The organism is Bradyrhizobium sp. I1.14.4, from assembly GCF_050435825.1.
GTDB lineage: Bacteria > Pseudomonadota > Alphaproteobacteria > Rhizobiales > Xanthobacteraceae > Bradyrhizobium.
Map to the genome: position 1 here is coordinate 385,809 of NZ_JBNDLA010000002.1, position 14,301 is coordinate 400,109.

General features: G+C 65.1%; 15 protein-coding genes and 1 pseudogene. 4 read left to right on the plus strand and 12 right to left on the minus strand.

Annotated features, from left to right (window positions below; translation table 11 throughout):
* Positions 1-54: 54 nt before the first annotated feature.
* Both ABIB78_RS05585 and ABIB78_RS05590 read right to left on the minus strand, forming a co-directional pair.
* Complete coding sequence (locus tag ABIB78_RS05585) at positions 55-732, minus strand: chromosomal replication initiator DnaA (RefSeq protein WP_429022388.1); 678 nt, start codon at positions 730-732, stop codon at positions 55-57.
* 97 nt (positions 733-829) lie between these two features.
* Complete coding sequence (locus tag ABIB78_RS05590; RefSeq protein WP_429022390.1) at positions 830-1,372, minus strand: CDP-alcohol phosphatidyltransferase family protein; 543 nt, start codon at positions 1,370-1,372, stop codon at positions 830-832.
* Positions 1,373-1,532: 160 nt separating this feature from the next.
* Here ABIB78_RS05590 and purM point away from each other — a divergent pair, with 160 nt between their 5' ends.
* Positions 1,533-2,618, plus strand: a complete 1,086-nt coding sequence (gene purM, locus ABIB78_RS05595; protein ID WP_429022392.1) for a phosphoribosylformylglycinamidine cyclo-ligase — start codon at positions 1,533-1,535, stop codon at positions 2,616-2,618.
* On the plus strand, positions 2,615-3,265 hold the full coding sequence (gene purN, locus ABIB78_RS05600; RefSeq protein WP_429022394.1) for a phosphoribosylglycinamide formyltransferase: 651 nt from the start codon (positions 2,615-2,617) through the stop codon (positions 3,263-3,265). The genes purM and purN overlap by 4 nt, the downstream gene beginning before the upstream one ends.
* Before the next feature lie 89 nt (positions 3,266-3,354).
* Here purN and ABIB78_RS05605 read toward each other — a convergent pair whose 3' ends face one another.
* Positions 3,355-3,558 (minus strand): cold-shock protein, encoded by a 204-nt coding sequence (locus tag ABIB78_RS05605; protein WP_021079877.1) that lies wholly within the window; start codon positions 3,556-3,558, stop codon positions 3,355-3,357.
* 356 nt (positions 3,559-3,914) lie between these two features.
* Positions 3,915-5,063 carry a ribonuclease D gene (gene rnd, locus ABIB78_RS05610; protein ID WP_429022397.1) on the minus strand — a complete coding sequence of 383 codons (1,149 nt, stop codon included), beginning with the start codon at positions 5,061-5,063 and terminating at the stop codon, positions 3,915-3,917.
* A gap of 422 nt (positions 5,064-5,485) precedes the next feature.
* Here rnd and ABIB78_RS05615 point away from each other — a divergent pair, with 422 nt between their 5' ends.
* Positions 5,486-5,950, plus strand: a complete 465-nt coding sequence (locus ABIB78_RS05615; RefSeq protein WP_429022398.1) for a hypothetical protein — start codon at positions 5,486-5,488, stop codon at positions 5,948-5,950.
* Between the two features lie 51 nt (positions 5,951-6,001).
* Here the strand turns inward: ABIB78_RS05615 and ABIB78_RS05620 are convergent, their stop codons facing one another.
* The 7 genes and pseudogenes from ABIB78_RS05620 to ABIB78_RS05650 form a co-directional block, all read right to left on the minus strand.
* On the minus strand, positions 6,002-7,114 hold the full coding sequence (locus ABIB78_RS05620; protein WP_429022400.1) for an acyltransferase family protein: 1,113 nt from the start codon (positions 7,112-7,114) through the stop codon (positions 6,002-6,004).
* A 112-nt stretch (positions 7,115-7,226) separates the two neighbouring features.
* A complete protein-coding gene (chrA, locus tag ABIB78_RS05625; protein WP_429022402.1) occupies positions 7,227-8,444 on the minus strand; it encodes a chromate efflux transporter in 1,218 nt (405 codons plus the stop codon).
* A gap of 119 nt (positions 8,445-8,563) precedes the next feature.
* Positions 8,564-8,956: a VOC family protein gene (locus ABIB78_RS05630; protein WP_429022404.1), complete on the minus strand. Its 393-nt coding sequence runs from the start codon at positions 8,954-8,956 to the stop codon at positions 8,564-8,566.
* A 344-nt stretch (positions 8,957-9,300) separates the two neighbouring features.
* Positions 9,301-9,795 carry a ferritin-like domain-containing protein gene (locus tag ABIB78_RS05635; RefSeq protein ID WP_429022406.1) on the minus strand — a complete coding sequence of 165 codons (495 nt, stop codon included), beginning with the start codon at positions 9,793-9,795 and terminating at the stop codon, positions 9,301-9,303.
* A gap of 83 nt (positions 9,796-9,878) precedes the next feature.
* Positions 9,879-10,355, minus strand: a pseudogene (locus tag ABIB78_RS05640) (NuoB/complex I 20 kDa subunit family protein); the annotation flags it as partial.
* 50 nt (positions 10,356-10,405) lie between these two features.
* Positions 10,406-10,609 carry a hypothetical protein gene (locus tag ABIB78_RS05645; RefSeq protein ID WP_429022408.1) on the minus strand — a complete coding sequence of 68 codons (204 nt, stop codon included), beginning with the start codon at positions 10,607-10,609 and terminating at the stop codon, positions 10,406-10,408.
* Positions 10,610-10,732: 123 nt separating this feature from the next.
* Positions 10,733-11,632, minus strand: a complete 900-nt coding sequence (locus ABIB78_RS05650) for a LysR family transcriptional regulator (protein WP_429022410.1) — start codon at positions 11,630-11,632, stop codon at positions 10,733-10,735.
* 102 nt (positions 11,633-11,734) lie between these two features.
* On the opposite strand from ABIB78_RS05650, the gene ABIB78_RS05655 reads away from it, so the two are divergent.
* Complete coding sequence (locus ABIB78_RS05655; RefSeq protein ID WP_429022411.1) at positions 11,735-12,724, plus strand: zinc-dependent alcohol dehydrogenase family protein; 990 nt, start codon at positions 11,735-11,737, stop codon at positions 12,722-12,724.
* A 7-nt stretch (positions 12,725-12,731) separates the two neighbouring features.
* On the opposite strand, the gene ABIB78_RS05660 is transcribed toward ABIB78_RS05655, so the two are convergent.
* Positions 12,732-14,204 carry a protein adenylyltransferase SelO gene (locus tag ABIB78_RS05660; protein WP_429022413.1) on the minus strand — a complete coding sequence of 491 codons (1,473 nt, stop codon included), beginning with the start codon at positions 14,202-14,204 and terminating at the stop codon, positions 12,732-12,734.
* Between the last annotated feature and the right edge of the window lie 97 nt (positions 14,205-14,301).

Below are 14,301 nucleotides of genomic sequence, written 5' to 3' on the forward strand. Positions count from 1 at the left end.
CGTTTCGATGACATTGATGTTCCGCCGGCCTGCGCCGTCAAGCCGCGGGGATGGTCAGGTGTCCCGCAACAGCTCCGCCGCCAGCGTCCGTGTGACCGGCCGGCCGAGCCGCAGCGCCTCGGTATCCAGCAGTTCGACGGCCTGCCGGACGGCAACGTAGGAACGCTCGATCCGGTTGCTCAAATAGCTGACCAGCGGTTCGTCCACGCTCATCTGGCGATCGGCGCAAAACTTGACGATCAGGCCGCGGAACAGCTGATCGTCGGGCGGCAGCAGCGTCACCGTCGGCACCGCGCGGAGCCGGGACCGCAGATCACGCAATTCGATCTCGAACGCCGAAGGCGGAACGCGCGCCGTGATCAGCACGAAGGCATCGTCCTGGCGCGCGAGATTCATCAGATGAAACATCGCGCGCTCGTCGAAATCCGAAGGCCTCAGGTCCTCGACCACCAGCGCGCCGGTCGCGAGCGCCGTCGGCACCGCGTCGGCGGTCAGCGCATGGGCTGCGGTCGAGCGCGCGCCGGCGCTCTCGGCCCAGATCGCGGCGAGGTGGCTCTTGCCGGAGCCGTCAGGCCCCACCAGCAGCATGATTCGGTTCGGCCAGTCGGGCCAGCCGTCGATCAGCGCCAGCGCGGCCTCATTGGCGGGCCCCTCGAGGAAATCGTCGCGGGTCAGTTTCTCCTCGTGCGGCAGGGCCAAGGCCAATTGACGAGGTTGAACGCTACCGGCCACGCAAGTCTCCAAACCACTTTATTTTAGCATGATCTCCGCGCAAACGCCTTGCGTTTGTCGCGAGGGAAAACCGGTTTCCACTTTTCCGGATCATGCTCTACCGAGCCTCGATCGTGCTCATGTGCCGCACCCACTCCACGAGATAGAGGGACACCGAACCCAAAGTAAAGATCGTGACCAGACCCATCAGGATCAGGTCGTAGGGGTGCGGCTCGAAACCGAAACCGAGGGAGGCCAGCACCAGCGCCGCGAACGCGACCTGCGCCACCGTGTTCAGCTTCGACACCATCAGCGGCTTCATCTCAACCGGCTTGTCGAACAACCATGACACAATCACGGCGGCGACAATCATGATGTCGCGCGAGACCACGAGAATCACGATCCAGCGCGGCACTGCGCCCCAGATTCCGAGCGCGACATAGATCGACACCAAGAGCGCCTTGTCGGCGAGCGGGTCGAGCAGGGCACCGAGCTCGCTCGTCATGTTGAAGCGCTTGGCGAGGAAACCGTCGACCGCGTCCGAGACGCCGGCGATCACGAAGATCGCGAAGGCGATCTCCATCTGGCTCGACACGATGGCCCAGACGATCACAGGCACCAGGATGATGCGGCCGAGGGTGATGATGTTAGGAATGCTCAACTTGGATCGCTTCCCGGTTAGAAGCCTGATTTTACTCGATATCCGGCTCTTTTGCGCAGCGGCCGGGTGTTATCTACATAGTATCGCGGGAGCATCGCCGCGAGCCATTGCGCGGGGGCGGAATTCCTCGTAACCAGCCCCTGATCATCTGGAATTGGGCATGACCGAGCGCAAAAACGGGCTCACTTACGCGGATTCGGGTGTCGATATCGACGCCGGCAATCGACTGGTCGATCTGATCAAGCCGATGGTGCGGGCCACCGCACGGCCCGGCGCGGATGCCGAGATCGGCGGCTTCGGCGGGCTGTTCGACCTTAAGGCCGCCGGCTTCAAGGATCCTGTCCTGGTGGCCGCGACCGATGGCGTCGGCACCAAGCTGAAGATCGCGATCGAGACCGGCATCCACAGCGGCATCGGCATCGACCTCGTCGCGATGTCGGTCAACGACCTCGTCGTACAGGGCGCGGAACCGCTGTTCTTCCTCGACTATTTCGCCTGCGGCAAACTCCATCCGGAGGCTACCGCGCAGATCGTCGCGGGGATCGCCGAGGGTTGCCGCGAATCCGGCTGCGCGCTGATCGGCGGCGAGACCGCCGAGATGCCCGGCCTCTACAAGGATGGCGATTACGACCTCGGCGGCTTCGCGGTCGGCGCCGCCGAGCGCGGCACCCTGCTGCCGACGGGGGATATCGCGGCGGGTGACACCGTGATCGGCCTGGCTTCGTCGGGCGTGCACTCCAACGGCTATTCGCTGGTGCGCAAGATCGTCGAGCAGTCCGGCGTCGCCTATGATGCGCCGGCGCCGTTCGCACCGGTCATGACGCTCGGCGCGGCGCTGCTGACGCCGACCAAGCTCTATGTGAAATCCTGCCTGAGCGCGATCCGTGAGACCGGCGCGGTGAAGGGGCTCGCCCACATCACTGGCGGCGGCTTCACCGACAACATTCCGCGCGTGCTGCCGAAGCATCTCGGCGTTGGCATCGATCTGGCGCGGCTGCCGGTGCTGCCGGTGTTCAAATGGCTGGCCGAGCAGGGCGGCATCGCCGAGCTCGAGTTGCTCCGCACCTTCAACTGCGGCATCGGCATGATCGCGATCGTCAAGCCTGACGCGGTCGATGCGGTGACCGAGGCCTTCACCGCCGGCGGCGAGACCGTGACGCTGCTGGGCGAGGTGATCGAGGCCAAGGGGGCGCACGAGGGCGAGCATCGCGTGGTCTATAACGGTCATCTCGATCTCTCGCGATGAAGCGCCGCGTCGCCATCCTGATCTCCGGCCGCGGCTCCAACATGACCGCGTTGATCAAAGCAGCGAAGGCTGTGGACTTTCCGGCCGAGATCGTGGCCGTGATCTCCAATCGCGCCGACGCGGCCGGGCTCGAGAAGGCGGCCGCGAGCGGCATTCCGACCATCGTCATCGAGAGCAAGCCGTTCGGCAAGGATCGCGCCGGCTTCGAGGCGGTGCTGCAGCGGACGCTCGACGACAAGCAGGTCGAGCTGATCTGCCTCGGCGGCTTCATGCGGCTGTTCACCGCCGAATTCGCGCGGCACTGGTACGGGCGGATGCTCAACATCCATCCCTCGCTGCTGCCCTGCTTTCCCGGCCTCGATCCGCACGGTCAGGCCTTGCGTGCAGGGGTCAAGCTGTCCGGCGCGACGGTGCATTTCGTGATCCCGGAGACCGACGCCGGACCGATCGTGATGCAGGGCGCGGTCACGGTGGCTGACGATGACACGGCTGAGACGCTCGCCGCACGCGTGATCACCATCGAGCATCGCATCTATCCGGAGGCGCTGCGGCTTCTGGCGAGCGGCCGGCTCAAGCTCGAAGGCGACCGCTGCAAGACGCTGGGCAGCGCCGCAAGCGACAGCACGCTGATCGCGCCGGCGCCTTAGGACGCGGTTGCGCGAGAGATCCCCGAGAACAATCCCCCGGGTGATGCAGCCGGGGGAGGCATCAGGATGAATTCCGCTGGTAGCGGCGTTCAGTGAACCTTGAGGTTCTCTGCCGACGCCTTGCCGCGGTTCTCCACCAGCTCGTACTCGACGGTCTGGTTCTCGTTGAGTGTGCTGAGGCCTGCGCGTTCGACCGCCGAGATGTGGACGAACACATCCTTGTCGCCGACGGCCGGCTTGATGAACCCATAACCTTTGGTCGGGTTGAACCATTTGACGGTACCCTTCGGCATCGTCTTTCTCCCAGTCTAGACATAAAAAAGACGCGGCCACGTTTTCCACGTGCCACGCCACAAGCGGGCTTTCCGCTGTCTGTTCAATTTCCGGGTCTTCAGATCCAAAGTCTTCAAGTCCGAAGTTTCGCGAAGCCGCCTCTTGAAGCCTTGGACATCAACGTCGTGAAACGCGCAGTCGAACGGCCGCAATCCGATTGTGAAGGGATTGCAACACGAAAATTGCGCCTTAGCAAGCGCGGTGGTTTCAGCAGCGCGGTGATTTCATCTGGCGCAACCTCCGCCTGTCTCGGCCGAGCTCCGGCGCGGAGCGTTCGGCCACTGGCCGACGGTCGGATGTACGGGAACCTCGTGCGCTATCCCCGATCCACCCGCACCACGCGGCCCTTGTCGATCGCGAGCGCGAGCTCGCCGTGCTTGAGCTTGAGCGCCGCCTCGCCGAACAATTCGCGCCGCCAGCCGTGCAAGGCGCCGACCTCGGCCTGATCGCTGGCTGCGATCTGCTCGAGATCGTCGACCGTGGCGATCACCTTGCTGGCGACGCCGTGGCGCTCCGAGGTCATGCGCAACAGCACCTTCAAGAGCTCGACGGTCGCCGCGCCATTGGCGTTGTTGCGCGGCTTTTCCAGCTTGGGGAGCATAGCCTGGTCGCGCGCAAGCCCGCGCTGCACCGCGGCAATGATGTCGGCGCCCCATTTCGAGCGCTCGAAACCCTTCGGCAGCGAACGGAGATTGCCGAGCTTCTCCAGCGAGGTCGGCGCATGGGTGGCGATGTCGCCGACCGCATCGTCCTTGAGCACGCGCGAGCGCGGCACGTCGCGGCTCTGTGCCTCCTGCTCGCGCCAAGCGGCGACCTCGATCAGCACCGCGAGCTCGCGCGGCTTGCGCACGCGGGTCTTGAGCCGCTCCCAGGCACGCTCGGGATGGAAGTCGTAGGTCTTCGGCGAAGTTAGGATCTCCATCTCCTCGCTGACCCAGTCGCTGCGGTCGCGCTTCCTCAAATCGGCATCGAGCGCCGCGAAGACTTCGCGCAGATGGGTGACGTCGGAGACGGCGTAATGTAGTTGCTCTTCGGTCAGCGGGCGGCGCGACCAGTCGGTGAAGCGATGGGTCTTGTCGGGGCGGTGGCCGGTGACGCGATCGACGAGCTGGTCATAGGCAATGCTGTCGCCATAGCCGAGCACCATGGCGGCGACCTGGGTATCGAAGATCGGATGTGGAATCGTGCCGGACAGGTGCCAGACGATTTCGATGTCCTGCCGCGCAGCGTGGAATACCTTAAGCACAGCCTCGTTCGACATCAGTTCGAAGAACGGCTTGAGGTCGATGCCGGGCGCCAGCGCGTCGACCACGACGGCTTCATCCGCGCTTGCCATCTGCACGACGCAGAGCAGGGGATAGTAAGTCGTCTCCCGCAAGAACTCGGTGTCGACGGTGATGACCTTGTGTTTGGCGAGCCGATCACAGGCGGCGGCGAGGTCGGAGGTCGTGCTAATCAGATCCATGAACAGTCCATGACGGCTTGACCCCACGCGATCTGCCGAAAGGGCAGCTATGTCAAGGGTCTTGCAGGGATTTTGGCCCTGCGCGGGGGGCGGAACTGGGCTTAATTGCATGGCTTGGCGCGGGTCCTGATGGTCTCGCGGCGCGGAATGCACCCGAGGTTTGCCCGTTTTCAGCCCTCTTGAGCGGAGGGCGCAGGGAAAGCCGGGTGCCGATCGCACCCATGGACCCCGAGCAATGAAAAAAGCTCAGGGGTAGGACCACAGGTGTAACCGAACACTCCGGCTTTCCCTGCGCAATGTGTTACGGCTCATACGTGCTCTCCCGGCGAGACTGGGCTTGTTTGTCACCGCCTTCACAAGACGTGATTGAGCCATGACGAACCGACCATGGCATTGTCCTGCTCCATCATGGCGGTGAATGCGTGGCTTACCTCATCGTTCAGCGCCTGGCCGTTGCTGGCTACCCCGTGATCTATCTTTCAGGCACCGCAGTCAGAAACACCCATCGCGGCAGCGGTTTTTTCAAGCGGATGTTCGATACGGCGATGACGGCGGAGTTCTGCCTGTGCTGGCGGACGCGAAATCCCGTCATCTATGTGTTGGGGCGCGCACAATGTCGAAGCGTCGTGCCGGCTGTTTCGGACGAGACGTGCGGGGGCGATCTCGATGGTCTCTGCCTCAGGTTGGCTGCAACTCTTTACCCTGACCAGACCATCGAGAAAGCGACGATGGCGATGCGGGGTGCCTATGGCCAGCTTCGCTATCGCGATGAGCCGAGGACCCAAACCTCGCCGGATGTCGACCGCTGGTTCGCGCGGACCATTCCCAACAGCGCCGACGCCGTGGTCTGCGCAGGATTGGCGAGCAATCGCTGGTCGCGGCGCTGAGCAGCGGAGAGCACGTCAGTAACGATGCACGGGCTTGCGCCGCCGGGCAAATCAGTGATTGGCGATCCGCCCGGCCTCGACCGGTGCGGCGATGTGGCCCGGATTGATCCGCGCTTCGCCCGCGCGAATGCGCGAGGGCCAGCCGAGCCGCGAGGTCAGCATCGTGAGCCTGTCCCTGATGAGATAATGCGCCGGGCCTTCGAGGAAGCGCCAGACGAACCATGCCAACACCACCATGCTTGCCACCACGAGCACGGTCGAAAGCGCGTCCGGCGTCGGCGTCATCAACAGCAGGATCACGTAGCCGAGCTGCAGGTGCAGCAGATAGAGCGGATAGGTGATGCCGCCGACGGCCCTGACGATGCTTTCCGGCAACGGCACCGACTTGATGCGGGTGGCGGCGAACACGATCCCGAGCGAGACAATGCAGATCACGGTCACGACGCGCGGATCGAAGCTGCCATGGGTGTGGACGCCGAGCCGTTCCAGCTTGTGCACGGCCTGGAATGTCGCGGTGCCCGTCGCCAGCGTCAGCAGGCTGTAGAGCCTGGTGTCGCGCCGTCCGCGATAATGCTCGTAGATCAGGAGCCCGACGGCGAAGAAGCCGCTGTCGTCGGCCATGAACAGCTTCTCGAACAGCGGAACGTCCAGCGTCAGCTCGTTGGCGAAGGTGATTGCAATCCATGCCAGGATGATCGTGTCGATCTTCCGCGGGAAAATGCCCCAGGCCAGCAACAGCGCGACCCAGGTGTAGAACACCACCTCGATCACCAGCGACCAGTAGGCGTCGTCCACATAGGGCTGGCCGAGCATCGGCGCCGCGACGAACAGGTTCGCCAGCCATTGCCCCCACGTCACGTGGAAATACGTGTGGCCCAGCAGCAGCGTCGCGAGGAATGTCAGCGTCATGCAGATGACGAAGGTCGGATAGATCCGGCTGAAGCGGGCGATCGCAAATCCGACCGGCGTGCGGCCTTCGGCCGAATAGGCGATGACGAAGCCAGAGATCGCGAAGAACACGGGGACGCCGAGGAAGCCGTACTGGGCGACCGGGGCGAGATACGGCATCGCCACCTTCTGAACGCCGTGCGATGCGGTGCCCCAGAAGCCGTAATGGTACAGGATCACAGCCCCGACCGCGGCGAGCCGCAGCAGGTCGAGCATGGGAACCCGGGTCGGATCCGATTGTTTAGCAACGCTCGGCATGTGCCCGGTATCATGCCGGCCAGCCGTGAAGGCGTTCTTAATCCGGCGGGCGACAAGTCGGCGCGGCTGTTCACGATTGCAGGAGCGCCATGGCGATGCCGGCGGCCGCGCTGAGGACGACCACCACGAGCGGCGGCGCGCGCCATGCCGTGAGCAGGACGAAGCCGGCCAGCGCGACGCCGAAATCGAGCGGACGGTGGACGCTGCCGGTCCAGACCGGATCGTAGAGCGCGGCACCGAGGATGCCGACCACGGCGGCGTTGACGCCGCGCATCATCGCCTGCGCCGCCGGCCGCTTGCGGAAGCCATCCCAGAACGGCAGCGCCGCGAGCAGGATGAGGATTCCCGGCAGGAAGATGCCGGCGAGGCCTGTGATCGCGCCCGGCACGCCGCCGATCGCGGCGCCGAGATAGGCGGCAAAGGTGAACAGCGGGCCCGGCACGGCCTGCACTGCGCCGTAGCCGGTCAGGAATGCGTCGTCGCCAATCCAGCCCGGCGTCACCACGGCTTCGCGCAGCAGCGGCAGCACGACGTGGCCGCCGCCGAACACCAGCGCGCCGGAACGGTAGAAGGCCTCGAACAGGCCGAGGCCGGGCCATGTGCGGGCGAGGAGAGGCAATCCGACCAGCAAGGCAAGGAACAGGATCAGCGCTGCCTCGCCGATGCGGCGCGACACCGGCATCGCGATATGCGTGACGCCGTCGGGCTGTTGCGCCCGACAGAACCAAAGCCCGGCGACGGCGCCGAGAATGATGGCGCCGATCTGGGCGATCGACGAGGAACTGGCGAGGATGACGAGGGCCGCCACCGTCGCGATCGATGCGCGTTCGCGGTCGGGACAGAGCGAGCGCGCCATGCCCCAGACGGCCTGCGCCACGATCGCCACCGCGACCAGCTTGAGGCCATGCACCAGCCCTGCGCCCGCCGGGCCGCTCAATCCGCTGGCGCCAAAGGCGAACAGCACGAGCGCGATGGCCGAGGGCAGCGTGAAGCCGGTCCAGGCCGCCAGCGCTCCCAGATAGCCTGATCGCATCAGGCCGAGCGAAAAGCCGACCTGGCTGCTCGCAGGGCCCGGCAGGAATTGGCAGAGCGCGACCAGGTCCGCATAAGCCTGCTCATCGAGCCATCGCCTGCGGGTGACGAACTCGTCGCGGAAATAGCCGATATGGGCGATGGGACCGCCGAAGCAGGTCACGCCGAGCTTGAGGAAGATGAGCAGCACCTCCAGCGGCGGGTGCGCCGACCTCGCTGTGGATGTGCCGGAGTGCCGGACGTCGGTATCGTTCAAGCGTCGTTAATTCCCGGACTAGCGTCCCGCGTCAGGACTCATAAGGGCAGCATATCGTCATTCGATGACACCCACGCGCGATATTTCTCGCGACGTACGGGCGAGCCCGGCTGTGGCCTTTACGCGAAGCGCCGATGGCAGACGGCTTCGATACGGTTGCCGTCGGGGTCACGCAGAAAGGCCCCGTAGTAGTGGGGATGATATTCGGAACGCAGACCCGGCGCGCCGTCGTCCGATCCTCCTGCCGAAAGCCCGGCACGCCAGAAAGCGTCAACCTGCTCCCGGAGTTGCGCCTTGAAGCACCAATGCCGCCCGTAGGCTTCTTCAGGCATCGGTCCAGGGCGTATCAGCAAATAGGTCAGGTCTGGATGATCGGCGTCACAGCGCTCGCCGTAGCTGATCCACGTGTCACCGCTGCTCATCTTGGTGACGGCGAGCGCGGCCATCACGGCGTCGTAAAAGGGCTCCGCAGCGCGTATGTTGGAGACGGTGATGGAGACGTGGTCCAACATGAACGATCTCCTCGATTGACGACGACGGCCCGAGCGGAGCACCTGTCTATCACACACCAATGCACGCGGCCCTCCCGCCGCGTCGGGCGCGTCACTCGTAGCCCATCTTCTTCGACGGCCGGCGCGCCGCAGGCATCGCCAGCACGACGAGACACAGCGCGATCATCGCCAGTCCCATAAATTCAAATGCAAATGCGTCCACGGGTCATTCTCCCCCATCAGAAACAGTTAGACTTGTTGGGGGAGCGTTGACGCGCTGTTAAGCCTTATGGTTACCGCCGCCGGCCTCCCGGCATGGTGCAAGGTGAGTTAACGCTCACATCAGGCGGACTGGGCCGGGGCTACTACGCGGCAAGAGCATCCTGGTTGATCTCACCCTTGGCGATCGCCGTCAGCAGCGTGTCGGCGTGCCGTTCTTCCTCGAGACCGTCGTGCAGCAGTCGCTGGTCGTCGCGCAGATCGAGCTGGCCGGCAAGCGCGGCCGCGCTGCCATAGGCCGCGATCTCGTAGTGCTCGAGCTTCTGCGCCGATGCGACGAGGCCGGCATCGCGAAGATTGTCGTCGGGCAGCAGCGAAACCATCTTGGCGGTCTCGTGAATCAACGCCTGCATGGCCTGGTCAATATGCTCCAGCGGATCGGCGCCATGCATGCGCAGCAGCGATTTCAACCGCTCGCCCTGCACGATGGTTTCGCGGTGATGGCGGTTGAACGCATCCTTCAGCGACGGATGCGAGGCGATCTCCGCCATCCGTGCCAGCGCCACGGCGAGCTGGTCCTCGACGCTGCAAAGTTCCTGAAGCTCGGAGACATACATATCCTTGAAGCTGGTTATCTTCATGTTGAAGCCCTTCCTCTCTCGCTTGCTTGTCTCGCTTGTGCCGGCGCGCAGCGCCCGTTCAAAGCGCCCTCAGCCGGATCGATCTATCGTTCGATCGTGCCGGTGCGGCGGATCTTCTTTTGCAGCAGCAGAATGCCGTACAGCAGCGCCTCCGCGGTCGGCGGGCAGCCCGGGACATAGACGTCGACGGGCACGATACGGTCGCAGCCGCGCACGACCGAGTAGGAGTAATGATAATAGCCGCCGCCATTTGCGCAGGACCCCATCGAGATGACGTAACGCGGTTCCGGCATCTGGTCGTAGACCTTACGCAGGGCGGGAGCCATCTTGTTGCAGAGCGTTCCCGAGACGATCATGACGTCCGACTGCCGCGGCGAGGCCCGCGGTGCGGCGCCGAAGCGTTCCACGTCATAACGCGGCATCGACACCTGCATCTGCTCGATCGCGCAGAAGGCGAGCCCGAACGTCATCCACATCATCGATCCCGATCGCGCCCAGGTCACGAGATCGTCGAGCGGGGCAACGAAATAGGCGCGGTCGCCGAGTTCGTGACGACGGTCCTCGAACCAGGTTTGGGATTCTGCCAACGCCATCGCGGTTCCTCCGTGCGTTACGCGGTGTGGCCGCCGGAACCGGAATCGATCGGCGTCTTCTTCGCACGCTGCGGCGTCATCTTGGCCGGATCCGGCTGTCCCGGCACGCCGCGCGGCCCGAGTTGTTGTCGTTGAAGATCGTCCTCGGACAAGGGCGGCTCGACGCCGTTCGGATTGCTGCGCTTGATCGCGGTTTTCAGCTCCTCATCGCGCCGGTTCATGCTGGCACTCCATCATCTGCATCTCCGCGGAACGGAACCCGAATCGGACCAGGCCGCACGTTCCACGCTGCCCGGCCAACGATGAGCGCGAGAAATCGTTGCTAACAAATCCGGGAGATGGCGCTAGGTCACGAGCTTCGGCAGGGCCGCTACCAGCGCGTCCACCGCGAGCCGGACCTTGAGCGGCAATCGCGGTGTCGGGAGCCACAGCGCGTGGCAATCGTAGGGAAATTCCCCTTCGTTGCCGAGGACATGGACTAGCGTGCCGTTTTCGAGGCGTTCGCGCACCAGCCAGGATGGCAGCCACGCCAACCCCATGCCCTTTGCCGCGGCATCGGCGATCGCCTCGAGATCGTCGAGTCTGAGCCGCCCAACCGGCCAGATCTCGCGCGGCTGGACACCATCGTGCGGAAACAGCCACGGGCGCACGCGCCCGGAGCGGCGATAGATGATCGCCTGATGCTGGCCGAGCTCGTCGAGCCCGCGCGGCTTGCCGTGGGCCTTCAGATACGCGCGCGAGCCGCACACCACCATGTACTGGCGCGCGATGCGCCGCGCGATCACGCCGGACTGCTCGGCGAGATAGCCGGTCCTGATCGCAAGGTCGTAGCCGCCCTCGATCAGATCGGCGATCGGATCGCCGAACGAAAGATCGAGCTCGAGCGCGGGATGTTTCTGCGCGAGCCTCAGCAGCACGGGGACGATGCAGTGCCGCCCCAACAGCGCGGGCATCGTCACCCGCAGCCGTCCGCGTGGCTCCGACGATTGATCGGAGGCGAGCGCGTCGGCGGCCTCGGCCTCGGAGAGCACAATGCGGCAGCGCTCGTAATAGGCTTGCCCGGAATCGGTCAGGCTCTGTCGCCGCGTTGTGCGGTGGAGCAGGCGGACGCCGAGCCGCTCCTCCAGAAAGCGCACATGCTTGCCGACCATCGGGGCGGACATTTCGAGTGCATCGGCGGCGGCCGCGAACGAGCCGAGATCGACCGCCCTGACGAAGACGGCCATGCTGGTGAGGCGGTCCAATTGGAAACCCCTGGTTTCGATTGTCGAAGCTGCAAGGTGATTTATCCGCTGAATGCCGCGGGGCATAGCATCATTCCATTCAATTGCTTTGGAGTGAGCCCAATGGCCCGCGTCGTCCGCTTTCACCGGCATGGTGGTCCCGAGGTACTGCGCATCGAGGAGATGGCGATCGCGCCGCCGGCGCGCGGCGAGGTCCAGATCCGGGTCAAGGCGCTCGGGCTAAACCGCGCCGAGGCCTCGCTGCGAAGGGGGATTTATATCGAGACCGCGACGTTGCCGTCCGGCCTCGGGCTGGAGGCTGCCGGGATCGTTGAGGCGATCGGCGAGGGCGTCGATGGAGTTGCGCCCGGAGATATGGTCAGCATCGTGCCGCCGATCTCGATGGTGAGGTGGCCGGCCCATGCCGATCTTGCGACCTTTCCGGCCGAGATCATCGTCAAGCATCCGCCCGAACTTGGCTTTGAATCCGCCGCCGCGGTCTGGATGCAGTATCTCACCGCGTTCGGTGCGCTGGTCGATATTGCAAGGCTCAGACGAGGGGAGTTCGTCGTCATCACGGCTGCGTCGAGCAGCGTCGGGCTGGCGGCGATCCAGATCGCCAATCGCGTGGGCGCGCTCCCGATCGCGGTGACGCGGACATCAGCCAAGGCGCAGGCGCTGCGTGAGGCCGGCGCTGTCCACGTGATCGCATCCGCAGAGCAAGACCTGCAATCAAGGCTGGAGCAGATCGCGGGACCGAACGGCGTGCGCGTCGTGTTCGATGCGGTCGGCGGCCCCGCCTTCTCGCCATTGACGGCGGCGATGGCGTCGGGTGGCATCCTGATCGAATATGGCGGGCTCAGTCCCGAACCGACGCCGTTTCCGCTGCCCAGCGTGCTCGGCAAGAGCCTGACCCTGCGCGGTTACCTCGTGCACGAGATCGTGCGCGACCCGGCGCGGCTCGCCGCCGCGAAGGCGTTTATCCTCGACGGGCTTGCGGACGGCGCACTGAAGCCGATCATCGCCAGGATTTTTCCATTCGAGCAGATCGTTGAGGCGCACCGCTTCCTGGAGTCGAATGCGCAGTTCGGCAAGATCGTGGTGACGGTGTGAGAGCATTTCACGTCCCGCAGAACGTCTGCGTCACCCGCTGCTCGGGCAGCGGCGGATCGGCGTAGGCCGCGAACTGCGGCTGGTCCTCATAGGGCTTTGCCAGCGCGCTCAGCAGTTCCTCGAACGGCGCGTAGTCATCGTTGTTGACGGCGGCCTGGATCACCGCCTCGATCCGATGATTACGCGGGACGAAGGCTGGATTGACAGCACCCATCGCGGCCTTGCGCTCGACCCCACTCTGTGGCTCCAGCGCAAGGCGGGCCCGCCAGCGGGTAACCCATTCATCGAAGGCTGCGGGATCAGTGAACTGCGCGCGGACGTCGGCGGCATCATCGCTTGCGGCTTCGCCGAGATGGCGGAAGGTCAGCGTGAAGTCGGCCGCGTTCTTGGCCATCACATCGAGCAGATCCTGGATCAGCGCGTCGTCGCCGTCGCGCGCGGTGAACAAGCCGACCTTGGCGCGCAGCCCGGCCTGATAGGCCGCGGTGAATTCCTGCGGGAATTCGCCGAGGATCGTCTGCGCCTGCTCGATGGCCTTTTCCTGCTCGCTGTCGAACAGCGGCAGCAGGCACTCGGCGAGCCGCGTCAGATTCCACAGCGCGATGCGCGGCTGGTTGGCATAGGCGTAGCGGCCCATCTCGTCGATCGAGGAAAACACCTGCGCCGGATCGTAGGCGTCGAGGAAGGCGCAGGGACCGTAGTCGATGGTCTCGCCCGAGATCGATGTATTGTCGGTGTTCATCACGCCGTGGATGAAGCCGACGAGGAGCCAGCGCGCGACCAGCGCCGCCTGCCGCGCCACGACGCCGGCGAGCAGCGCGTGATAGGGCTGGGCTGCATCCTTCAGCTCGGGATAGTGCCTGGCGATGACATGATCGGCGAGCGCGCGCACGCCGTCGGTATCGCCGCGGGCGGCGAAGAACTGGAAGGTGCCAACGCGGATATGGCTCGCGGCGACCCGGGTCAGCACCGCGCCCGGCAGCGCGGTCTCGCGCATCACGGGCTCGCCGGTGACGACAGCGGCGAGCGACCGGGTGGTCGGAATGCCAAGCGCGAACATCGCCTCGCTGACGATGTATTCGCGTAGCACCGGGCCCAGCGCGGCGCGGCCGTCGCCGCGGCGGGAAAACGGGGTGGGGCCGGATCCCTTAAGCTGGATGTCGCGGCGGAGGCCGTCTTGGTCGATGACCTCGCCGAGCAGGATGGCGCGGCCGTCGCCGAGCTGGGGAACAAATTGCCCGAACTGGTGGCCGGCATAGGCCATCGCGATCGGGTCCGCACCGTCAGGCAAGCGCTTGCCGGCGAGGATTTCGGCCCCCTCGGGCGTCGAGAGCAGGTCCGGGTCCAGCCCAAGCTGGACCGCGAGCGCCCGGTTCAGCTTGATCAGCCGGGGGGCGGCCACCGGGGTCGGCGCGACGCGGGCGAAAAAGTTCGCCGGCAGCGCCGAATAGGTGTTCTGGAACGGGAAATGGATGGTCATGTGCGGAAGATAGGCCTGCGGGCCGAATAGGCAAACGATTGACAGCGAGCAGCCGTAAAATGTGCGGTTTCGGGGCAAAACCGGCCGTTCCCTTGGT

Bases quoted from the DNA above. Each gene is read 5' to 3' on its own strand.
- purM (WP_429022392.1), top strand. From the start codon at position 1,533: ATGACCGAGCGCAAAAACGGGCTCACTTACGCGGATTCGGGTGTCGAT.
- purN (WP_429022394.1), top strand. From the start codon at position 2,615: ATGAAGCGCCGCGTCGCCATCCTGATCTCCGGCCGCGGCTCCAACATG.
- ABIB78_RS05605 (WP_021079877.1), bottom strand. From the start codon at position 3,558: ATGCCGAAGGGTACCGTCAAATGGTTCAACCCGACCAAAGGTTATGGG.
- rnd (WP_429022397.1), bottom strand. From the start codon at position 5,063: ATGGATCTGATTAGCACGACCTCCGACCTCGCCGCCGCCTGTGATCGG.
- ABIB78_RS05620 (WP_429022400.1), bottom strand. From the start codon at position 7,114: ATGCTCGACCTGCTGCGGCTCGCCGCGGTCGGGGCTGTGATCCTGTAC.
- ABIB78_RS05630 (WP_429022404.1), bottom strand. From the start codon at position 8,956: ATGTTGGACCACGTCTCCATCACCGTCTCCAACATACGCGCTGCGGAG.
- ABIB78_RS05635 (WP_429022406.1), bottom strand. From the start codon at position 9,795: ATGAAGATAACCAGCTTCAAGGATATGTATGTCTCCGAGCTTCAGGAA.
- ABIB78_RS05645 (WP_429022408.1), bottom strand. From the start codon at position 10,609: ATGAACCGGCGCGATGAGGAGCTGAAAACCGCGATCAAGCGCAGCAAT.
- ABIB78_RS05655 (WP_429022411.1), top strand. From the start codon at position 11,735: ATGGCCCGCGTCGTCCGCTTTCACCGGCATGGTGGTCCCGAGGTACTG.
- ABIB78_RS05660 (WP_429022413.1), bottom strand. From the start codon at position 14,204: ATGACCATCCATTTCCCGTTCCAGAACACCTATTCGGCGCTGCCGGCG.